Source organism: Faecalicatena contorta (assembly GCF_001404335.1).
GTDB lineage: Bacteria > Bacillota > Clostridia > Lachnospirales > Lachnospiraceae > Faecalicatena > Faecalicatena contortus_B.
On sequence record NZ_CYZU01000026.1, the window covers coordinates 1 to 23,670 of the forward strand.

General features: G+C 45.5%; 16 protein-coding genes. 8 read left to right on the forward strand and 8 right to left on the reverse strand.

All coding sequences use genetic code 11. The features are described 5' to 3' along the window. Positions 1–99: 99 nt before the first annotated feature. The 4 genes from ltrA to ARB69_RS13790 form a co-directional block, all read right to left on the reverse strand. Positions 100–1,398, reverse strand: a complete 1,299-nt coding sequence (gene ltrA / locus ARB69_RS13775) for a group II intron reverse transcriptase/maturase (RefSeq protein ID WP_055153720.1) — start codon at positions 1,396–1,398, stop codon at positions 100–102. A 500-nt stretch (positions 1,399–1,898) separates the two neighbouring features. Beyond that, positions 1,899–2,723 carry a carbohydrate ABC transporter permease gene (locus ARB69_RS13780; RefSeq protein WP_083487101.1) on the reverse strand — a complete coding sequence of 275 codons (825 nt, stop codon included), beginning with the start codon at positions 2,721–2,723 and terminating at the stop codon, positions 1,899–1,901. Between the two features lie 15 nt (positions 2,724–2,738). Then, entirely contained in the window at positions 2,739–3,605 is an 867-nt protein-coding gene (locus ARB69_RS13785; protein ID WP_055153722.1) for a carbohydrate ABC transporter permease, read from the reverse strand. Positions 3,606–3,796: 191 nt separating this feature from the next. Continuing rightward, positions 3,797–5,104, reverse strand: coding sequence for an ABC transporter substrate-binding protein (locus tag ARB69_RS13790; protein WP_055153724.1), 1,308 nt, complete (start codon positions 5,102–5,104; stop codon positions 3,797–3,799). A 243-nt stretch (positions 5,105–5,347) separates the two neighbouring features. On the opposite strand from ARB69_RS13790, the gene ARB69_RS13795 reads away from it, so the two are divergent. From ARB69_RS13795 to ARB69_RS13830, 8 genes are all read left to right on the forward strand, one after another. Continuing rightward, positions 5,348–7,117 carry a sensor histidine kinase gene (locus tag ARB69_RS13795; RefSeq protein WP_055153726.1) on the forward strand — a complete coding sequence of 590 codons (1,770 nt, stop codon included), beginning with the start codon at positions 5,348–5,350 and terminating at the stop codon, positions 7,115–7,117. Positions 7,118–7,120: 3 nt separating this feature from the next. Continuing rightward, entirely contained in the window at positions 7,121–8,668 is a 1,548-nt protein-coding gene (locus tag ARB69_RS13800) for a response regulator transcription factor (RefSeq protein ID WP_055153728.1), read from the forward strand. A 4-nt stretch (positions 8,669–8,672) separates the two neighbouring features. Further along, positions 8,673–9,692, forward strand: a complete 1,020-nt coding sequence (locus ARB69_RS13805) for a LacI family DNA-binding transcriptional regulator (protein ID WP_055153729.1) — start codon at positions 8,673–8,675, stop codon at positions 9,690–9,692. 97 nt (positions 9,693–9,789) lie between these two features. Next, positions 9,790–11,142, forward strand: coding sequence for an MATE family efflux transporter (locus tag ARB69_RS13810; RefSeq protein ID WP_055153731.1), 1,353 nt, complete (start codon positions 9,790–9,792; stop codon positions 11,140–11,142). Positions 11,143–11,180: 38 nt separating this feature from the next. Further along, a complete protein-coding gene (locus tag ARB69_RS13815; protein ID WP_055153733.1) occupies positions 11,181–12,863 on the forward strand; it encodes an alpha-glucosidase in 1,683 nt (560 codons plus the stop codon). A gap of 31 nt (positions 12,864–12,894) precedes the next feature. Further along, complete coding sequence (locus ARB69_RS13820) at positions 12,895–14,607, forward strand: alpha-glucosidase (protein WP_055153735.1); 1,713 nt, start codon at positions 12,895–12,897, stop codon at positions 14,605–14,607. Positions 14,608–15,020: 413 nt separating this feature from the next. Next, on the forward strand, positions 15,021–15,785 hold the full coding sequence (locus tag ARB69_RS13825; RefSeq protein WP_050640715.1) for a helix-turn-helix domain-containing protein: 765 nt from the start codon (positions 15,021–15,023) through the stop codon (positions 15,783–15,785). A gap of 256 nt (positions 15,786–16,041) precedes the next feature. After that, a complete protein-coding gene (locus ARB69_RS13830; protein ID WP_055153737.1) occupies positions 16,042–18,072 on the forward strand; it encodes a methyl-accepting chemotaxis protein in 2,031 nt (676 codons plus the stop codon). Between the two features lie 476 nt (positions 18,073–18,548). Here the strand turns inward: ARB69_RS13830 and dnaB are convergent, their stop codons facing one another. The 4 genes from dnaB to ARB69_RS13855 all read right to left on the reverse strand — a co-directional run. Next, positions 18,549–19,892, reverse strand: coding sequence for a replicative DNA helicase (gene dnaB / locus ARB69_RS13840; RefSeq protein WP_025655816.1), 1,344 nt, complete (start codon positions 19,890–19,892; stop codon positions 18,549–18,551). Between the two features lie 13 nt (positions 19,893–19,905). Further along, positions 19,906–20,355, reverse strand: coding sequence for a 50S ribosomal protein L9 (gene rplI, locus ARB69_RS13845; protein WP_050640718.1), 450 nt, complete (start codon positions 20,353–20,355; stop codon positions 19,906–19,908). After that, the gene (locus tag ARB69_RS13850; protein ID WP_050640719.1) at positions 20,356–22,401 is read right to left on the reverse strand and encodes a DHH family phosphoesterase; all 2,046 of its coding nucleotides are present in this window, start codon (positions 22,399–22,401) and stop codon (positions 20,356–20,358) included. A gap of 91 nt (positions 22,402–22,492) precedes the next feature. After that, a partial coding sequence (locus ARB69_RS13855; RefSeq protein WP_070102429.1) for an AI-2E family transporter occupies positions 22,493–23,670 on the reverse strand: 1,178 nt, incomplete at its 5' end.

Here is a 23,670-nt window from a genome sequence, read left to right on the forward strand (position 1 = left end):
GTTTAGTAAATACACATTTCGCAATGTATAATCCTTTCCAGAACCGTACGTGCGGCTTTCCCGCATACGGCTCTTCATAATAACATTTACAGTTTCATGCTACGCATAGAGGTTAAAGTATTTCTTTGGGTAAGCTAGTGGATAATACTCCAGCATCTGCTTGAATCCCTCCCAATTGTAGCTTTTCTTCTGACTCCTGCGGTTCATCCAGCGAAATAGCAGTAAAGTAGTGTTATAGTGATACTTTATCAATGACTGTATATTGTACGTCAAACCGTAGTATCTATAATGTCCTGTCAGCTTAAGGTTTAGTTTCGGCATCAACTCCTTTAGCGGCGTTGTCCGATTATATTTCAGCCACTGTTTCATTTCTTTTAGCTTTGTTGCTAACCTCTTACCATTGGTCTTCGGTTTTACACAAAACTTCCCTGCTTGGTTTTCACCGCAATAGAATGTAAATCCTAAAAAGTCAAAGGTCTCGGGTTTCCCCTCTCCCCTTCGCTTTCTTCTTTCTTTCGCATATCTCCCGAATTCCAGAAGCCTGCTTTTACTCGTCTCAATTTCTAACCCGTATTTACTCAATCGCTCTTGCATTTCTTTGTAGTAGCGTTCTGCTTCCCTCTTATGTTCAAAGCCTGCCAGGTAGTCATCCGCGTATACCACCAGAAAACTCTTCCCTGTTCCACGCCTTTCATAATATGCTTTATACCACAGCACCAACACATGGTGCATGTAGATGTTTGCCAATATCGGACTGATGATATTTCCCTGAACTGAACCAACCTCGTTCGTCTGATACTTCCCGCTTTCTAATACTCCTGCCTTCAGATATTTCTTTATCAGCCAAAGTATGTTGGGGTCTTTGATATAGTACCCAACGAATTTCATTGTCCATTCATGGCTCATGTGGTCGAAGAAACACTTTATATCTGCATCCACTACATAGTTAATCCGTTTGCGGACAATACTGATACACATCTCTTTAATTGCCATATGGCAGTTCCTGTTTGGACGGAAACCGTACATGTTGTCCTGGAACTTTGGTTCATATACTGCTTCCAGTATCTTCTTTAATCCTAATTGTACAATTTTATCTTCATACGATGCGATTCCCAGAGGACGTTTCCTGCCATTGGCTTTCGGGATGTATACACGCAGTGTTGGCTTTGGTTTATAAGACTTATTCTTCAGCCTTTTCACCAGATTCCTAATATTCTCCCTTAAGTTCCGGGCGTATTCCTCTTTTGTCACTTCATCAATTCCTACTGCTTTCTTTCCGTCTAATTCTTTGTGACACTCAAGCAGCAGTTCTTCATTTAGTAAATGATACAGTGACGTAAATATGGGTCGGCTTTCATGAGCCGATTTGTCTGCTATTCTTTCTAATTTCGTTCCCACTTATCCTCCCGTCCCTGAGTACGGTAAATGTGTCCTCAGAAAGAGCGTTATTATGTATTCCCCTTCCCTCCACCGTGATTAGCGGTTTCTCTGGTAATATAGGAATATCCGACTGCCTGTGACTCATTTGATTTCCTCCTTGTCATCGTTGTACGTCATACTTGTCTGGGAGTAAGCAATCTCCCTGCAAGAAATCACAGGCTCTCTCCAGTTGACTGATTGGTCATTGTGAAACATGATTGGCCCTCTGACCCCGCCAAAGCCACAACAAACTCGCTTAACGCTTGTTGTGGTGTTGTCTTCCGCATGGATAGACTGCGTCGACCTTTGAAGCTTTGTAAAATTTCGAGGCTCAATAGCATTTCAACCCTATTTCCTAACTGTCTACGCTTAGCCCTGCCTGTTACCATTCAGCACCCAAGACTCGCTAACGGTGGCTCGCTACACCTTGCCGTATGGGATTTCCACCCACTAAACCAACCGCCCTTTTCTGGACGCGCCTACCCTTTTACGGCTCCGGCAGTCATTCCTGATACAACTTGTTCCTGCATCAGAAAATAGATAACAATCGTGGGCAGTATAATCAATATGGTTGCAGCAAACATGGCGCCGTAGTCTGTTGCATATGCACTTTTAAAATAATAAAGCGCTACGGGTAATGTCCTGCTGTCATTTCCCGTCGTCAAAGTCAATGCAAACTGGAACTCATTCCTTGCTTCTATGAACTGCAGCACGCCGGCTGTGGCCAGCGCAGGCTTTACAAGGGGCATAATAATTGTCGCAAATGTTCTGAAAAAACCTGCGCCGTCAATATACGCGGATTCCTCCAGTTCCCTTGGGATTGTCATAAAGTAACTGCTCAGTATAAACAGGGATGTCGTAAGCCCAAATCCAGAATAGACAAGGATCAGGCCCGGGATCGTATCCAACAGCCCAATGGTCTTCACGGTATTATAGACCGGCAGCAAAAGCGCGGAACCCGGGATCAGCAAAGCCATAGAAAACATCAGGCGTAAAAATTTTCTTCCTCTGAATTGAAAACGGGCTATCACATAGGACGCCATACTCATTACCGTCAGGCATATGAGTGTGCTCATAACTGTCACAATAACGCTGTTCTTATAAAACTGTGCAATCGGAGCCAGTTTAAACGCTGTAAAATAATTTTTAAAACTGAAATGGCCGTTAAAAATTGACGCCGATGACAATATATCTGCATTTCCCCTGAAGGATGACAGTAAAACCCACAAAAAAGGACCTACAGATATAACACATATCAATATCACAAAAATTCCAATCATAATCTGGATCGTTTTCTTCTTCATGTAATCTCTCCCCGCTTATTTAACCTCTCCGACCTTGTATATCCGGTTTACTGCAAAAACCAGAACCAGGCCTGTAAGCATCATGACCACGCCGATCGCATTGCCATAGCCAAAATTATTGTCACGCATTGCCGCATTGTAAAGCATCAGAGGCATACTCATAGTCCGGTTACCCGGCCCTCCGCCCGTGGTCATCATGATCGTGTCAAATTTGTGAAGCATACCGGTACCTGCAAGAATTGTACATGTGCCTATAATGTTACGCAGAAGCGGCAGGGTAATATAGCGCATTCTCTGTGATTCACTGGCTCCGTCTATCGCAGCGGCCTCATAGATATCCTCATCAATCGAGCTCATTTCTGCTAAAATCAATGCCGCATTAACAGCTGCAAAGGGAAGCCATGTCAGGGTAACTGCCCAAAATGCCGTTTTAGAATCTGCAAACCAGTTTTTTGCCAGACAGTCCAGACCCACGGCTCTTAAAAATTGGTTCACGGGGCCGAAGCTGGGATTCAGTATACACAAAAACAACATACCAATTGCAGCGCTAGAGATAATGTTTGGGATCATAAATACGCCTCTTACGAACTTGCAGTACCGCTTTTTTCTTGCTATAACAAGTGCAAATGCGAGTGCGATCCCCACATGCAGCGTGCATTGCAGAAGTATCCAGACAATGGTGTTTCCAAAAGCAGTAAAAAAATTAGGATCCTGAAACATCCTGATATAATGATCCAGGCCGATAAAAGTCGGAGAAACCCCAATTCTCCATTCTGTAAACGATGTAGTCACCAGTGTCACCAGAGAGATCGCATACATAAATATAAACAGTGAAACTCCAGGGACAAGAAAAATAATAAGCCATCTCTTTTTAATTTTCATGATTTTTCGCCTTTCTTAAATTAGAGTTTCGCTTGCGAAACTCGCGCCTGCGGCGGTCGCACCGCGACATCTACCTCTTACGCCGCAGTGCGCATCCCGCCGGGAGGGCTGTTTTATCTTATAGGCGAACTTTCCTATAAGATAAACTTTCCGGTATGTGCTCCATACCGGAAAGTCCTGTGCTGCCGTTTTTATTCGGCTTCCTTTATTGCCTCATCCATCTTTACGGTCATCTCCTGAGGTGTAATGTTTCCATATGCCAGTTCCGGATAGTATTTGCTCATAGCATTCACAACACTGGGGAGTGCTGTAGAATCAACTGTTTTATACTCTACCTTCACATCTTTCTTAATTTCCATTAATGATGCGAATAAAGGCTGCTCCTGTTTAAACTCTTCCGTCATTTCTATATTCGTAGTAAGCGGAACCACTCCGGTCATCTCCATCCGCATCTTCTGTGCTTCCGCGTCAGTGATACATTTCAGGAATTTTATAGCTGCATCCTTTGTCTCGTCTGTTTTTGCGCAAACAGAATATCCCAACTCATAATTGGATATCAGGCTCTGGTTTGGAAATGCTGCAACTCCAATACGATCCATCAGCCCGTCTACTGCTACTTCCGGGTTTGAAAAATCAGCAGTTGCCCACATGCCGTTCGCGATCATAGCTGTCTTTTCCTGACAGAAGCTGTTTGATGCTACAGGATATCCGCCTCCAACGGCATCCTCTGTTGTGTATTCCTTAAGCAGAGTCTGCATCATTGTAAGCCCTTTCACTACAGATTCATTCTGATAGGAGTCCGGATGAACCGAATTCATGAATTTATTTCCCTCTTCACCATCTGTTCCAATCATCGCTGCCAGAACCAGATTTGCCGCCCAGCAGTTATCACCCGTATTCAGAGCAATCGGAGTATAGCCTTTTTCTTTCAGAATCTTACAGTTTTCCATAAATTCATCCCAAGTCTCGGCAGGCTCAATTCCACAATCATCAAACATTGCCTTATTGTAAAAGTAACCAATCTGGGTATTCGAATCTGCCACGGAATAGACCCCTCCGTCCGGCTGGCGTACGGCTTCGATTGCGTCTTCCCCTATCTCTTCCTTGTATTCAGGATCAGCTTCCAGAACATCCGTCAGTTCCATCGCCTGTCCGTTTTTAACAGCAAGATCCAATACCCCATTGATAGAATACACCACATCCGGAAGCTCATTTGTGGCCGCCAGTACTTTCATTTTGTCCAGATATGCGCCGTCACTTGGCAGCTCTTCAACTACAAGTTCGATTTCATCCCCATACATTTCGTTGAACCGTTCAATGAGTTTTTTCTCGCATTCTGCATTGGGGTTGGTTCCAACAGCGCTGGTTGCATAGCGCAAAATGACTTTTTCGCCTTCTTTTTTGCTTTCATTCTTCTTTGCGCATCCACCTGCAAACATGGATACTGCTAAGATTCCTACGAGTGCCACAGCTGTAGATTTCTTAACTACTCTTTTCATAACTTTTCTCCTCTTTTCGTTTTGTGGTTATTTGATAGATATATATTAACATTTATTTCTTTCATTTTTAATCAAATATACTGCCCATCTATTTGCTCAATTATCGTCCCCTGTCTTCTGCATATACTTTTTTTACCTCAACCTTATATTTTTTTTACCTTGCACTTATATTTTTCGGCACTTGCCGGAAATATTTTCAGATGATACACTATAAGAAATATCATTCACAAGCGGAGGATATGTATGAAACGCCGGATATCTATGCGCAGTAAAATAATTTCACTCTCAGTTATCCTGATCAGCCTGGCTCTTCTCATACAAGGCGGCTGGTTTTTTTATCATTACTATAATGCCCAAGTCTCTCTCGCCTATGATAATATGGAGGCTTCGGTAGAGCAGATGCGCTTTAGTATAAACAAGGCTTTTTCTGATATAAATAACAGCGCGTTATCACTGCTTACCAGCCCCACTATGCAGAATTGGCTCGCCGGCAGAATCAGCTTTGACCGAAATCTGCCCGAATTCCAGGAGAACGCCCGCGCCATGCAGGAGGATTGTAAGAATAACAACCTGTTCGACAATACCTTCTATTCCTATGGGCTGAGTACGGCTTTCTTGATCTCCCAGAACTCAGAAATACCGTTGTATACTTATAGTACGCCTTATAATTCCTCCATATTTACCTTTGAAGAACTCAAAGTACTCTTTGAAAAAGAATCCGATGCGGCTGTATTTATACCGCCCAGTCAAGATTCTAAAGACATCTTTTTTATTAAACAGGCGCAGAATTATAATCGAAACCAGACCATCTTCTTTCTTTATGTTATTAACCAGTCCTGTTTTCAAGAGTTATTTTCCGGACTGCTTTCGGATGTTACAATTTCGGTCACTGACCGGAACGATATTGTCTTATTCAGCAATACGCCTGCTATGGTTGGACAGGAGTATCATCGTTATCTGGAAGAGAATAAGGCCCTCTATCCCGGGAAAGACACGTTAGGTTATTCAAGGCAGATCACCAGCGCTCCCTTCCATGTCAATCTCTTCACCTCAACGAAAAGTATCACCACCCCAATCGCCGTTACGCTTCTGCAGTATGTTGCAATCATGGCAGTCCTGCTGGTGGCTTTTATTTTTATCGCAGTCTGGTCTTTTTCTAATTATACGTATTTTATCAAAGATATGGTGTCCAACCTTAATGAGGTGAGGAATCAAAATTACCGAACCCGTATGAAAATGTACAAGGAAACGGATTTGAACAGGATCAGTTTTACCTTTAATAAAATGACCGGTGAATTTGAAGATCTGATCGCGAAGGTGTATAAAAATGAGCTGCTTTTGAAAGAATCGGAAATCCGGCTTTTGCATTCGCAGATGAACCCTCATTTTTTAACAAATACGCTGACTACCATTGGAGTCTCCGCACTGCTTAACAACGACTCGGAAGTCTATCAGATGATTAGTTCCCTTAATGTACTCGTAACGGCGAATCTGACCGGATCATTGAAGGGTGATTTATATACGGTTGTAGAAAAGGAATATGAATGGATAAAAAGTTATCTGTATATCCAGCAGCTTCGTTTTCAGGAACGCCTTAGCTGCGAAATAAATGTCCGGGATAAGCAGATTCTAAACTATTACATTCCCAGGCTGAGTGTGGAACCGATTGTTGAAAATGCTGTAATCCACGGTATTGAAAATTCTTCTAACAAAATTAACTATATTAAAATAGACATATACACGGAAAATGGGGATTTATTTTTTGAAGTATCCGATAACGGCTGCGGCTGTGATTTCGATCCGTTAAAAAACTCTTCCGGGGATGACTCCGGCCGTCAGCATATCGGGATTTCAAATATAGTTGAACGCATTCATCTGCTGTTTGGGGATTCTTATGGCCTGGAGTTTCAAAGTTCTTCCGGTGTCGGTACAACTGTCATTATTAAGCTTCCTGTGCTGAAAGACCGCCCAGACCAGGATTCTAAGACACTTGAAAATGAAAGGGAGGAATAACTTATGTTCCGCTTAATTATCGTAGAAGATGAGGCGATCCTTAGAAAGGGGATCTGCAATATTATTGATTGGATCAATCTCGGATTCCAATTGGAGGGTGATTTTTCTAACGCTCCCGAAGCACTTGATTTTTTCAGGGAACATCCTGTGGACCTTGTCGTAACAGATATCAAGATGCCCGAAATGTCTGGCATAGAGCTTGCCCGTGAGGTACATGCGCTCTCTCCCGCCACTAAGATTATCATATTAACCGCCTTTTCAGACTTTGATCTGGCGGTAGACGCTCTCAGGGCAGGCGTGTCTGATTATATCGTAAAATCAGATTTTATCAGTCAGCTTCCCGTATCTGTGAAAAAGGTGTACGCTCTGCTGGAAAACGAGAAGGCGAAAATCAGCTGTTCTTCACGAGCATTTTCTGCCCTCATTTCTGGAATTGCCACATCGGCCATCACCAGCCTGGAAGACATTCAATACTGGTTTTGCCAGATGCAGCTGCAGCCTCAGCAGTATATGGCCGTTAAGTTCTCGATCTGTGCTGATAAGTCCCCCCATGAAGAGGAACAGACGCGCATGTTTGAAAAGATCATTGGCTTTATTAAAACTGCTGCTGAGCCTTTCCCATCCGCTGTAAAAAGTGATGCACAGAATTCCGTTTACGTGCTTCTTTATACGGAAAATACAGTCCGGCTGCCACAGATGCCCGAATTCGGTGAGAGCATCATCTCCGCTGCGAAGACACTTTTTGCCTGTGGGATCAGCATCTCCTATTCTTCTGTGCATCAGAATATTGCTGAATTTCCCACTGCACTTTACGAATGTATAGACGCAGCAGACAGCGATGTTTTGAATGCAGCGCATGGCCTTGCGGAATTTCCCGGCGGAAGTACTGGTCAGCTGTTAGATCCTCTCGAGATAACCACCGCTTTTACAGAAAATATCTGCGCCGGGGACAAGGCAGCGTGTGCGGGCCTTTTGACGTATTTTTTTGGTGAACTTGAAAGCAGACAGTATTCTTTAAATAAATTAAAAAATATGGCAATTAATGTATGCACACTCTGCTGGGACAAGTTGTATAGTCCTGTAGACAGTATGTATCAATTTCATTCAATAAAAGATTTGACTCTGGCCAGGCTGAAAAATTCTGCCTCTGCAGCGGGGCTGGTGGATTCTCTTCTCGACTTTGCCGGTAAATGTATTTACCTAAAAGTCTGTCCTGCAAGCAGGATTCCGGTCCCTGTGCTGGAAATCAGCGCCTATATCCAACGCCATTTTGACCAGCCCGTCAGAATCGATGATATCGCGCATGCCCTTCATATGAACAGCAGTTATCTAAGCCGTACTTATAAAAACTGCACCGGCCACTCTATCATCCACGCACTTAACTATTATCGGATCGAACACGCGAAGGTGCTCTTAGAAAGCGGTAAGTATAAGATTACAGAGATTGCTTCCATGGTGGGAATCGAGGAACCGGCTTATTTTACGACTGTTTTTACAAAATATACCGGCTGCAGTCCTTCGTCGTATAAAGTGTTTGATATAAAGGAGTGATTATATGAGAATCAAAGATATTGCCGAACGTGCTGGCGTAAGTACCGCCGCTGTATCGTATGTGCTGCACGGAAAAACATCACACGTCTCTGCAGAGACGCAGAAAAAAATTAAAAAAGTACTAGAAGAGATGAATTATGTCCCTAACATGGGGGCAAGGATGCTTGCCGGAAAGCAGTCCCGGTTAATTGGAGTCATACTGCAGGATTTCTATAAATATGACCGGGAAGTCATAGCCGATCCCTTTTACGCGGAAATCCTAAGTTCTATTGAGGCAGAGATCAGTGCAAATGGATATTACATGCTGCTTAAGACCGTACCTGATGAATCAGCCATTCAGAAGCTGGCGGCGGAATGGAATGTGGACGGGCTAATTATACTCAACTGGTCCGGCATTACCCCCAAGAAATATCTCGCTTTAAAGAAAAAGCTGGATAAACCGTTCCTCTTTATCGATTCCCCCTGTGGTGATATCCCGGATCTGGTAAACATAGGAGCCGACGATGAATTTGGCGGGTTTCTAATGACCGATTACCTGATTCAGAACGGTCATCATAAAATCATGTATTTAACCGATACCGATGATCCCATCTCAGCCCTTCGTCTGCAAGGCGTCCGTAATGCTTATCAAAAAAATAAAACATCACTCGCCGGTCTGTCTCATCAGCTGCTTCCTGCAACCAAAGAGGCCCGCAGGAAACTTTATACAGATTCCAATTCCGGTTTGAGAGACCATACGGCTTTGTTTTTTGTATCCGATTATTTTGCGGCTGAAGCTATGGGCTTTCTCCAGGATGCCGGTGTTCGAATACCTGAAGATATCTCCATTGCCGGTTATGACTGCAGTTACCTGAGTGAGATGTGCCGCCCGCAGCTTACGACTGTCCGGCAGAATATCCATAAAAAGGGGGCTGTTGCCGTCCATTCCCTCCTTTCATTCATCAAAGGAGAGGAGCCGCCGCATTCCCAAACACACTTTAAGGTTGATCTGGTTGTAAGAAAATCGGTATCGTCTCATGATTAACAAAATATAAAATATCTATATTGACACAGTTATGCCGCCGTGTTAAGATACATCTAATCATTAGGTTATGCGCTTAACCTTTAGGAGGTGTTAACTTGTGTATTCTCCCAGAATAGACCGCGCCTTTTACCGTATGGTTTTTACTTTGGTACTGCCCATAGCTGTGCAGCAGCTCATCAATGCCTGTATTACATCTGCTGATATTATGATGCTTGGAAGAGTAAGCGAATCTGCTATTGCAGGGGTATCGCTGGCTGGTCAGATTTCCTTCCTGCTGAACCTGATTCTCATAGGGATCTCCTCCGGCGCTTCTATTCTCTGCTCCCAATACTGGGGTAAGAAAGATTTACGCTCAATAGAAGAACTTATGGGATTCTCTTTATGTGCCGGCCTTTTTGTTTCCGTAATCTTTACGGTTACTGCATTTTGCGCTCCCTTGTCAGTTATGGGCCTTTTCACTTCAGATCCGGTAATTGCAGATCAGGGAGCACAATATCTGCGGATTGTATGTTTTTCTTATCCCTTAAATTGTTGTACTTTTATCTATCTAAGTATCATGAGAAGCATGGAGCATGTGAAAATATCTTCTATTATTTACCTGTTTTCGCTCCTGATTAATGTATTTCTGAATTACGTATTTATATTTGGTCATTTTGGTAGCCCTGCTTTAGGGACTGCCGGGGCCGCAGCCGGTACATGCGGAGCACGCTTATCTGAGCTGGTTTTGGCATGGATATATGAGAAAAAATATAACCGCACGGCGCGATTCCATCTCCGTAGTCTATACGTAAAAAATATTGCATTAGTCAGAAGATTTTTTCACTTTGCGCTTCCGGTGCTTATGAATGAGCTGGCCTGGGGTCTTGGGTACACCGTGCTTGCTTCTATTATAGGACATCTTGGCCAAAATATAGTTGCCGCTAATTCGGTCATCACAGTATTAAGGCAGCTTTCCATGATTTTTTCAACAGGGCTTGCATCTGCCGCGGCCATCATAACCGGCAAAACCATAGGCGAAGGCAACCGGCCATTAGTTTTAAATTATTCCAGAAACTTTATAAAGCTTTCTGTCGTATTTGGCTGTTTGGGGGCTGCCGCAATTTTAATTCTCGCATTTGCTTCGGGTTCTTTCATACGCCTTAGCCCACAATCCGGGAATTATTTAAAAATTATGACTGCACTGATCAGCTTTATATGCATTTTCCAAAGTATCAACAGTACCATTGTTTTGGGTATCCTCCGCTCGGGCGGCGACACAAAGGCTGGGATGATTATGGATCTGGTGTCACTTTGGGGGATCGCATTACTTTTCGGATGGCTGTCCGCATTTATCTGGAAGCTTCCTTTTCCAATAATTTATATGTTTTTAGTCTGTGATGAACTCGTGAAATTCCCATTTGCCATGAAACGTTATTTCTCCTATAAATGGCTAAATGATGTAACAAGTTAAAAAGCGCGTATTTATTTTATAATAAGGAGGTATTAAAAATGACCGCTGATTGGTGGAAAGAGGCTGTGGTATATCAGATTTATCCGGCCAGTTTCAATGATTCTAATAATGATGGTTTTGGTGATATTAATGGCATTACACAGAAGCTGGACTATCTGTGCAGCCTGGGGATCCGGATTATATGGATTTCTCCGTATTTTAAATCCCCCTATATTGACAATGGGTATGATATATCAGACTACAGGGCAATCGATCCACGGTTTGGTACAATGGAGGACTGGGAAAATATGCTCCGTGAAATGCATAATCGAGGGCTTAAGCTGATTATGGATTTGGTAGTAAATCACTGTTCTGATCAGCACAAGTGGTTCCAGGAAGCCAAGAAAAGCAAGGATAACCCTTATAGAGACTATTTTATCTGGAAAGACCCAAAACCGGATGGCATGCCGCCTAATAACTGGACCTCTTATTTTAACGGCCCGGCATGGGAATACGAACCCTTGACAAACCAGTATTATCTCCATCTTTTTTCAAAGGAACAACCTGATCTCAACTGGGAAAATCCACGGCTTCGTGAGGAGATTTACGATATCATGCACTACTGGATCGGCAAAGGCGTGGATGGCTTCCGTCTGGATGTCATGCATGCGTATGGGAAAACACCCGGCCTGCCCGACGGCCGGATGGATGGAACCCTTCCAGTTGGAGCGGAACACTTTTCTTCGCTTCCTTTAAACCACGCTTATATGAAAGAAATGAACCGGGAGGTTTTCTCTAAATACGATATCTTTACCGTTGGAGAAACCGACGGGATCACTATAGATGATGCCTTGCGATATACCGCAGAAGCCGCAGAAGAGGTGAATACGGTTTTTCAATTCCAGCATGTTAATATCGACAGCGTATATGAGGAGCGATGGCTGGCTGATTCCCCGCTCCCCGTAAGAGCTTTCAAAAGCTGTCTGGCGGACTGGCAGCGGGGGCTGGATCTTGAAGGCTGGAACAGCCTCTATCTGTCAAACCACGACCAGCCGCGGCAGGTCTCCAGATTTGGTAATGATGAAACATACTGGGCAGAGAGCGCCAAGATGCTGGCAACTATTATGCACCTGCAAAAGGGAACTCCCTTTGTCTATCAGGGAGAAGAGATTGGCATGACAAACTGCCCCGTCCATGATATAAGCGAGGTTCAGGATATTGAATCGATCCATGCATACAATGAATATCTATCACAGGGCCTGGCAACTCGTGAGGAGATGCTTGCAGGAATTAGCCGGAGGGGCCGGGATAACAGCCGAACCCCTATGCAATGGAACCGCACTGCCAATGCAGGGTTTTCCGAAAACACCCCCTGGCTTCATGTGAATAAAAATTATAAAGAGATTAATGTAGAATCACAATTAAACTGTGAGGATTCTATCTATCATTACTATCGGAAGTTAATCCACCTAAGATCGCAGTATCCCATAGTCGTATACGGCAGTTTTACGGAATTCTACCGGGATAGCGACTCCATTTTCTGCTTTACCCGCTCACTGGGAAACCAGGTGCTTCTGGTCACTGCGAATATGACGGCGGAACGTGTGGAATACAAAGTGCCGGGAGCAGTCTCCTATACAAAAAGCTCGCTTTATATTTCGAATTATCCCACTGGTCAGTCGCCCCATGACTGTGTCCTGCGCCCCTATGAGGCATCTGCATATCTGCTGGTGAAACACTGAGTACTCACACTTTGAAAAGGAGGAGTTAACTATGGAAAAACTAAAAAAAGCCTGGTGGAAAGAAGCTGTTGTCTACCAAATTTACCCCGCCAGTTTTTGTGATTCAAATGGGGATGGCATTGGCGATCTCAGAGGCATAGCTGAAAAACTGGATTATCTCGTTGATTTGGGAGTGGATGTGGTCTGGATATCCCCCTATTTTGAATCTCCCTATGTGGATAACGGTTACGATATTTCTGATTATTATAAGATAGACAAACGATTTGGCACTATGGATGACTGGGATCACCTGCTTAGTGAAATGCATAAACGCGGATTAAAGCTGGTTATGGATCTGGTGGTTAACCACTGTTCCTCATCCCACATCTGGTTCCAGGATGCATTGCAAAGTAAGAACAGCCCATACCGTGACTTTTTTATATGGAAAGACAGAAAAGAAAATGGGCAGGTCCCCAATAACTGGACATCTTACTTTGGAGGCTCCGCCTGGGAATACAGCCCAATTACAGATCAATGCTACCTTCATCTGTTCAGTAAAGAGCAGCCCGACCTGAACTGGGATAATCCGGCGCTCAGACAGGAAATCTATAAAATGATGCGGTTCTGGGCCGATAAAGGAGTGGATGGTTTCAGGCTGGATGTCATGCATGCATATGGGAAGGAGCCCGGGCTGCCTGATGGGAATATTCAACGCTCCGCATCCGGAGCTCCAGTGGGAATTGAACATTTTGCGAGTATAGAAAAAACCCACAGCTATATTCGGGAGATGAACGAACAAGTATTTTCCCGCTATGATCTTATGACTGTTGGCGAGACAGGCGATGTGACTATTCAGGACGCTATAAAATTTACGAACGAAGCCTCTCATGAAGTAAATATGGTATTTCAGTTCGACCACGTTGATATTGAACCTGAGAAAGATGAAAATGGAATCTGTTTATCCAGAGCCTGCACATACACTTTGAAAAAAATGCTTTCTAAATGGCAGACGGGATTACTCGGAAAAGGATGGAACAGCCTGTATCTCTCAAACCACGACCAGCCGCGCCAGGTCTCTAAGTTTGGGGATGACAAAGAGTATTGGTCAGAAAGCGCGAAGATGCTGGCCGCGGTCATGCACCTGCAGCAGGGCACCCCCTTTATCTATCAGGGAGAAGAAATCGGCATGACCAATCTTAAGGTAAATAGCATTCAAGAAGTAAATGATATCATGTCAGTAGGCAATTATTATGAAAAGCTGCACAGCAGACAGGCTTCCGAGGAACAGTTGCTTGCTGAAATTAATGCAGTTGGAAGAGATAATGCCAGAACCCCTATGCAATGGGACAGAGCCGCAAATGCTGGATTTACTACGGGAAATCCCTGGCTTAATGTAAATCCTAACTTTCAAACAATCAATGTGCGGGATTCTATGGAGAACCCTGATTCCATATATCATTTTTATAAAAAACTCATAAAACTCCGCCATAAAACCCCTGTTGCTGTTTATGGCGATTACAGAGAATATTACAAGGACTCACAGGAATTGTTTGTCTTCACCCGCCGGCTTGGACATACCCTGTTGCTCACTGTCGCAAATATCACTGGCTCCTGCGCCGAATTCAGGATGCCTGAAGATATCCACTATGCGCAGAGCGAACTTTATATCTCAAACTATGAAGACACTCAGATCCCAAGCGATTGTTTATTAAGGCCTTATGAAGTTCAGGCCTTTCTGCTGGAAGAAACCTGCAAAGGGGTCTGACCCCTTTGCACCATATATCGCAAAGTGACCACAAAGCAAAATACCGCCTCCAAAAGCGGTATTTTTATGCTTCAGTATTAACTTGAGGACGGCCTTCAATAACTTCATACACAACTTCAGAATAATCGGCAGCCCTTCTTAAGTTACTGTTCAGACCGTGCCGTGCACCTCGCTGCACGGCATCGGAGCCGATGAAGTGATGGTCTCGGGGCATCTGCCCCTCGCCGTAGGCGACTTTAGATGGGCAGATGCCGTTACTGTGCACGCCCGTAGGGTGTGCACAGTAACCTTCTTAAATTTTCTGACAGAATTTGACGAACGATTTCTGGCTTGTCCTTCACACTCCTATGGTATAATAACACAGAGCGAAGAATATATTAAGGCACCATTTTTTAAGGAGGTATAGGTATAATATGGGTGAAGTCAGGTTTATGATTTCTGAGGCCGCCAAACAGGTTAAAGTCGAATCCCACGTACTGCGCTATTGGGAAGAAGAGCTGAATCTGGAAATCGGGCGCACAGAAATGGGGCATCGATATTATACGAAAGATGATATACAACTTTTCCGCTGTATTAAAAAACTGAAAGATGAAGGGATGCTTCTGAAAGACTTAAAACCACTCATCCCAGAATTAAGAGAAACACGTTTAAAACTTCAAAAATCTACTGATCAGGAGCCGGTCAAGGCAAAATCCTCAGAAAAACCAGCAAAGCCTGAAGAAAAAGCAGCCTCCTCGGCAATTAAGAAAGCGGTTTTCTCAAATAGCAGTTCCCCGAAAAAGGAGCCGGACAAGCAGGCAGCCTCTCCGGGAAAGGCATCCCTGCCGCTTACGGCAGCTGCACCAGACAGTCCGTCCGGGCAAAAGGCAGAAAGCGCTGCCCTGACTGTAGCCCAGGCAGAAGTCATTCCTATTACGCAGCTTGAACAGGTACGTTCACTGATCGGTGATGTGCTGACGGAAGTGGTAACAACCAACAACGAGACCCTCAAAAAAGACATCACCAGTACGGTCACACAAGACGTCATCCGGGAGATGGATTTTATGTTTCAGGCCAAGGAACGTCAGGAAGAAGAACACTTCCGCAAATTGGACTGCCTCATCCGGCAGCAGCAGGCGAACCGCCGCGAAGCAGCGCGGGAAAATCCATTTGGTAAGCTCAAGAAACTGCTTACATAACAACTCAATCAGAATGTCCGTGACTGACACGGCATTTTTAAAGGGCGGAATAATAATTTCCGCCTTTTTTGCAATGTCCTTCCATCTGCATTTACTTGTTTTTTCCTCTTGCCATGTTATAATAAAAAGAGTACATTTCTAAATCTAAATCCCTGTTTACAGCCTGTGCCCTGAATGCCCTGACAGCCAGTTAAATGGTGCCTGGAGCTGAGAATACATAAGCAGACCCATATTAGCCGGAAATCGGAGGAACCCTATGATAAAGAAAATAAGAAACAGTGAGACCCAAAGAAGCAGATCTATTTCCGCTAAGCTCAATACAAGCCTTGTCATCATTCTGGTTCCTTTACTGGCCATTTTAATTGTCGTCTCATGTGGTGTAGCCGTACGCTCCATTGAATCCCTCAATGATAAAATCCTGAATGCTCAGTCCGATTATGCTGTATCCATCGTTGATGATTTCTTCAGCAGCAAGGAAGCCGCTGTCAGTATGTTCGAGACAAACGAAGAACTGCAGGAATATTTCCTGTCTGTAAGCACTCCTCAGGATATTGAGTCCTATCCCGGCAAGGAGGAATTGACCGTCCATCTGTCGGAGATATTAGGGAGGATGGCCGGTGAAAATGCACAGGAGGCATGGCTGGCTGACGACCGAACAGACCGGTTCCTGCTATCCACAGGGCGTGTTGTCCCTTTCTCACTGAAAGACCTGCCGTGGTATGAAACCGTTCTTTCCAGTAAAACGGCAGCTATCAGCGAACCTTATCAGGATCCAGCCACAGATCGTTCCATCATATCCATTGTGGCTCCCGTGTTTGATGCCCAGACTGATCATGTAATAGGATTTATAGGTCTCGATGTGTTTCTTGACAGCCTGGCAGAGTCTCTGTCCAATATACATGTTGGGGAGAACGGCTATCTGGAACTGATATCCAACAGTTCCGACTATATTTATAGTAATGATCCTGCTGCAACGGGTAAAAATGTAACGGAATTGGATATCAGTGAGCAATATAAGACGAATGTTCTAAACAAAAATACCGGCAGCATGAAGTTTAAGTATGACGGCATTGATTATGTCTCCATGTCCCGGGTATCCCGAACCACCGGCTGGCTGGCTATCGCAACGCTTCCGGTGTCCGAAGTGAATGCTCCCCGCAATCAGCTGATCACTGTACTTGCGGTTGTATCCATCCTGATAATTGCCCTGCTGATCTTTGTCATCCTGAGGACAGTCCGGAGGATGATTAAACCGCTCGCAGACATCAGTACCGATATGCACAGCTTTTCCGAGGGCAGCCTTTCCATTGATGTGGATATCCACAGTGATGATGAGATTGGCCAGCTTGCAGACAGTATCCGCTCGTCCACTCACACCCTCAGGGAGATTATCTTAGACATGGCCCATGTTCTAAAGGAAATCTCAGACGGCAATCTCAACGTCGAAGTAACCGGGCAATACACCGGTGATTTTACGGCGATCCGGGATGCGCTGGAACAGATTCTGCTTTCACTGAACAACGCCCTGGGGCAGATTAACACTGTCGCAGACCAGGTTTCTTCCGGGGCCGAGCAGGTGTCCACAAGCGCGCAGGAATTGTCCCTGGGCGCATCCGAACAGGCCGGTTCCGTGGAAGAGCTGGCAGCCACAATCAACGAAATTTCGAGACATGTATCACAAAATGCCCTTAACGCCCTCGAAGCCAGCAAAGATGCCGGAGCCGTCAAAAATGAAGCTGACGCAGGCAATCAGCAGATGCAGGAGCTTTTAGCTGCAATGAACAATATCGTCCGCAGTTCCCGGGAAATACGGAAAATTCTCAAAACCATACAAGAGATCGCATTTCAGACCAATATCCTCTCTCTGAATGCATCCGTAGAGGCAGCACGCGCGGGAGCGGCCGGCAAAGGGTTTGCCGTAGTGGCTGAAGAGATCCGCAGCCTTGCCGCCAAAAGTGCACAAGCATCTACCAACACCAATACCCTGATAAACGATTCCTTAACCGCCGCAGAGGCAGGAGCCAAAATAGCCGCAGAAACAGCCCAGGCTATACAGAAGGTTATGGAAGGAGTGGACAAAGTCGCCACCTCCATCAGCAGCATATCCAGTGCATCCCAGGATCAGTCCGATTCCATCCGCCAGGTAACAAGTGGAATCAACCAGATCTCCGACATCATCCAGACCAACTCAGCCACCGCAGAAGAAAGCGCAGCGGCAAGCGAAGAACTCTCCGCACAGGCACAGCTCCTCAAAGAGTTGGCGGGGCGGTTCTCATTTAGGGGGTAGGAGACGGGCCGTGTGATGTGAGGGGGAGGTGGATCGTATTTTCGCATGACTCATCCCCAAGCACTTTCCCACCCAAGAAGGTTCCGAAGAAAACTCCTTGCCGGCAGTCCATCCCCATCCTTCTTCCCCGCCACACAGTCCCACCAGACGTTCCTACCGATTGGGTGCGCCTAGCTGAGTGAAAGAGGAGTCTGGTACCGGCGGGACTTTACATGCCGTTTTAAACTCCTTATAGCCTGCTTAGAGCCCGTTGCAGTAAAAATGAGGAAAATGGAGGGTTGGATTTGATTCACAAAATCAAATCCAATAGCCGCCTTTGGATCAAAATCATAAGATTTTGGGCCAAATGCGGCTAGTCCCTCCATTTTCCTCATTTTTACTGTTACGGGCTCTTGGCAGGCGGTGCGGAGTTTAAAACGGCATGTAAAGTCCCGCCGGTACCAGACTCCTCTTTCACTCAGCGGCCCCCTTTAATTCTACTCCTGCCTCAACTCATTCCCGAAACGCGTGTATTGCGGCATCCATGCAAGCCGTACTGTTCCCACCGGCCCGTTTCTTTGTTTTGCAATGATGATCTCCGCGATTCCTTTGTCTTCGGTATCAGGGATATAGTAATCCTCACGGTAAATGAACATGCAAACGTCGGCGTCCTGCTCGATGGCTCCGGACTCACGAAGGTCGGAGAGCATGGGGCGCTTGTCGGTTCTCTGTTCTACGGCACGGCTTAGCTGCGACAGTGCGATAACCGGCACATTCAGTTCCCTTGCGAGGCCTTTGAGAGAACGGGAGATCTCGGAGATCTCCTGCTGGCGGCTCTCGTTGCTTTTGCCGCCGCTTCCGCTCATCAGCTGCAGGTAGTCGATGATGATCAGGTCCAGGCCGAGTTCCAGCTTATATTTTCTGCACTTGGAACGCATTTCCGTAATCGAGATACCTGACGTATCGTCTATGACAAGCCGGGATTTTCCGATTCTCCCGGCTCCTTCTATCAGTTTTTCCCAGTCTGTGTCCTTTAAGTTACCGGTACGCAGTAGCTGGGCGTCTACATGGGCTTCCAGGGAGAACAGACGGTTCACCAGCTGTTCTTTTGACATCTCCAGACTGAAGATTGCCACGCCCAGATTCTGTCTGAATGCCGCATGCTGGGCGATATTCAGTACGAAGGCAGTCTTCCCCATGGAAGGTCTTGCGGCGACCAGGACCAGGTCTGAGCGCTGAAGACCCGACAGTTTATAATCCAGGTCGATGAATCCTGTGGGAATACCTGTTACGCTTCCCGTTGTCTTGGATGCCTTTTCTATCACATCCAGGGCGTTGAGCACCACCTGCTTGATCGGGGTGTATTCCTGGACATTGCCCCTCTCTACCAGTTCAAATACTCCTTTTTCCGCCTTGTCAAGAATCTCTGCCAGCGGCCGGTTTTCCTGGTAGCATATGTTCGCTACTTCTTCGTTGACCTTAATCAGTCTGCGCAGGGTAGACTTCTCCTGTACGATTTCTGCATAGTATTTTACATTTGCAGAGGTCTGCACACTTACAAGCAGGTCCCTTGCAAACTCCATGCTGCTGATCTCAGGGGGCACGTCTTTTTCCTTCAGGTGCTCCTGCAGCGTAATCAAATCCACCGGTTTTCCTGCCTGAAACAGCTCTACCATAGAGTCAAACAAAATGCCGTAAGCGGTCTGATAAAAATCCTCTCCCGTGATAATCTCGGATGCGGCCATAATTGCATCTTTGTTCATCAGCATAGCTCCCACGACAGCCTGCTCTGCTTCTGCGCTGTGTGGGAGTATTCTCTTAATCGCTGCTTCCATTTCCATAAAGCAAGTCCCCTTATGCCTCTTCTACGACAGCAACTTTTAACTCGGCTGTCACTTCCGGATGTAGTTTAATCGGAACATTGTGTATCCCAAGCGTTTTAATCGTCTCTTTCAGCTGAATCTTCTTCTTATCTACGTCCAGCCCCATCTGTTCTTTTACAGCGGCGGCAATTTCCTTGCTGGATACGGAGCCGAACGTTCTACCGCCCTCTCCCACCTTGATGGCGAGCTCCACCTTGCCGTCCTTAAGACTGGCTGCCAGCTGTTTTGCCGCATCCAGATGGTCCTGTGCGATCTTCTCTTCCTTCTTCTTCTGCAGGCGCAGATCGTTCATGTTCTTATTATTTGCCTCGAGCCCAAGTTTTTTCGGCAGAATAAAGTTTCTTGCGTATCCGTCATTTACATTGACAATCTCGCCTTTTTTACCAAGTGATTTTACATCCTGCAATAATATTACTTTCATTTATATGTCTCCTTCCTCTATCATCTGGTCAATTGTTTCTTTCACCCTTCTGATTGCATCAAATATATTGGTATGGTCAAACTGTGCACCGGCCGAATTGATATGGCCGCCGCCGCCGAGCTTTTCGGCGATAATCTGTACATTAACCTCATCTATAGAACGGGCGCTCAGATATATTCTGCCCTCATAGACGGTCAGCACAAAAGAGGCCTTGATTCCGCTGATATCCAGCAGTTCGTTCGCAGCCTGCGCCGCCAGGACTGTCGGGCTGTCAATGTCACCCGGACACTGCGCAATCGCATATTCTTCCCTGTATACCTCTGCCATACGCACTGCTTCCGCCTTGGCACGGTAAGATTCCATGTCATCCCGGAACATCTTTCTGACGCGGGTAATGTCAGCTCCGCACCTTCTCAAAAATGCCGCCGCCTCAAAGGTGCGCACTCCAGTTCGGTTCATAAAGTTGCGGGTATCAATCATAATCCCTGCATACAGGCAGTCCGCCTCAACCGACGGAAACTTAATGTCATCTACAATATACTGCAGCACCTCAGCCACCATCTCACTGGTGGAGGAAGAATACGGCTCTACATAGGAAAGCACCGCATTCTCAATCACGTTGCTGCTCTGTCTGTGATGGTCAAGCACCGCTATGGTACGGGATTTCTTTAATAGTTCCGGGCATTCCGTCATCTGCGGCTTATTCGTGTCCACGACAATGACCATGGTACTGTCAGTAATATAATCCAGTGCCTGCTCTGAAGTCAGGAAAATGTCCTTGCCATAAGCCGGGCTCTCTGCAATCTCATCGTACAGAGGGCGCACAGAAGTCGTCACCTCGTTGATCACAACATGAGCTTTCTTTTCGAGTTCCACCGCTGCCCGGTAGATGCCCATACAGGCTCCAAGTGAATCCGCATCCGCAATCTTATGACCCATCACGATAACCTGGTCTTTTGCCACAATAAACTCACGCAGGGCTTCCGCCTTAACACGCGCCTTTACGCGGGTATTCTTCGCTGTCTGTTCCTTTTTGCCTCCGAAATATGTAATTCCTTTGCAATCTTTGATGACAGCCTGGTCACCGCCACGCGCCAGGGCCAGATCTATGGCCACGCGGGCAAAGTTATAGCTCTGGGCATAGGTTGAAGTATTCAGCCCCAGACCAATACTCAGAGTCGCAGAACGGGCATTCCCGATATTCACCTGTTTTACATCTTCCAGAAGGGAAAACTTATCAGCCTCAATCGACCGGTAACTCTCCTTCTTAATCGCAATAAAATACTTGTCCTTCTCCAGCTTCTTGACAATCCCGTCCACATCGCCGATATATTTGTTGATCTTCCTGTCTATCAGCGCAACCAGCAGTGATTGGCGGACTTCCTCCACACTTTCCATTACTTCATCATAATTGTCAATGTAAATCAGGCCGGCAATCAGCCTTTGATCCTCAATCTCTTTAATATAAGAATTCAGCTCCGTAACATCCTTCATATATACCGCAATGAAAAATTCCTTATCACTTGGAATCTGCAGCAGCTGTTCCGCTTCACTGAACCCTTCCAGAGAAACCCGGCGCAGCACAACCTGGTAATCCCGTTCTCTGTATGTGACTTCAAGCTCTACATGGTCATTGTCATCCTTGGGGAAGACCCCGTTGTTAAGCTCAGGAATCAGCTTGTTCAGATACTTCTCCCGTTTCTGGCTTTCCACCATATGGGAAAAGCTGTCGTTCTTCCACAGGATACGCCCATCCTCCAGCGTGATTGCATACGGGACTGCCAGTTCCTTCAGCAGCGTATTCTGAATCCCTTTATATTGGGTAGAAAACTGGATCAGATCCGCCAGAATCAGGGACCTGTTGTAAAAATACAAAAGCCCTGCAATCACCAGATAGATTACGATAAAGACCGACATCATAAGGCCTGCCCGCTTGTCAATCATGTACATCCAGACATTCATGGCTATCAGCAGCACCGTCATAATCAGCGGCCACTGCATATACATCCTAAGCTGCCCCTTCAATCGCATATTCTTTTTACTCATGCTTTTCTTCCTCATATAACTTACTAAAAAGTTGCATAAAACTCTCTGCCAATATTTCTAGTATAGCACTTTTTCGCCTATTATTCTACTTTTAGTTTTCTTTCCCAGTATTCTCTTTCCTGAGCCTCAGTTCACCGGAACTATTGTCAACAGAAAACCCTCTTTTATCCAGACGCCCGTAAACATTATTCCGTAAAAGCGTATAAAGCACAGATACGATCGGAATGAATACCAGCATGCCGACAACCCCCATAAGGCTGCCCCCAATACTGACCGCCGCCAGCACCCAGATGGACGGAAGCCCTACAGAGCTGCCCACCACCTTCGGATAGATCAGATTTCCTTCAATCTGCTGGAGAACAAGGAACATAATCACAAAGATAACTGCCTTCATCGGCGCATCCATAAGAATCAGAAACGCCCCCACAATGCATCCGATAAAAGCACCAAAAATCGGAATCAACGCGGTAAAGGCAATCAGAACCCCCACCAGCAGCGCATAAGGCAGCCGAAAAATCGTCATGGCAATGACAAACATGGTTCCCAGTATCACCGCCTCCACGCACTGCCCGGTCAGGAAACTGGAAAACGTTTTATAAGTCAGGGAACAAACATCCAGCACCTTTTTCACAAGACCTTTCTTCAGATAGGCATACATAACCTTACGGATCTGAATATTCAGCCGTTCCTTCTGAAGCAGAATATAACATGCAAATACAAAGGCAATCACAAAAGTAGTCATACCGCTCACAATGCTTTTAGCCACCGTAAAAGTAGACCCCAGCACACTGCCGGCCCCATTTTTAAAAAACTGCATCATACCGTTAAGTATTTTGTCCCAATCAATCTTAACATCATTAATCAACGACACAATTTCCTTATTATTATCAAACAGTTCTTCCACCCAATGCTGCACTTTCGGTACAAAGTCCTGGATGCTGGCCCCCAAAGAATAAACGGTGCTTCCCAGCTTCGGAACCACAACAAATATAACAAGAGATATCACCCCAAGCACAAACAATATTGTAAGCACCAGGCTGAGAGGCCTTGCAAGTTTCTGCGCCCAGGTCTTCCCTGCTGTCTTCTTATTAGAAAACAAAGTCTTCTCCAAAAAATGCATCGGAACATTCAATATAAAAGCAATTGCGCCGCCCAGCAGAAAAGGAAATACAATCCCCAGCACAAAGCCCAGAGCATCCAAAACAAGACTATACTTCCACAGAACAATCAGTACCACAATCGTAAACAAAATCAGGCCCCTGATCTTCT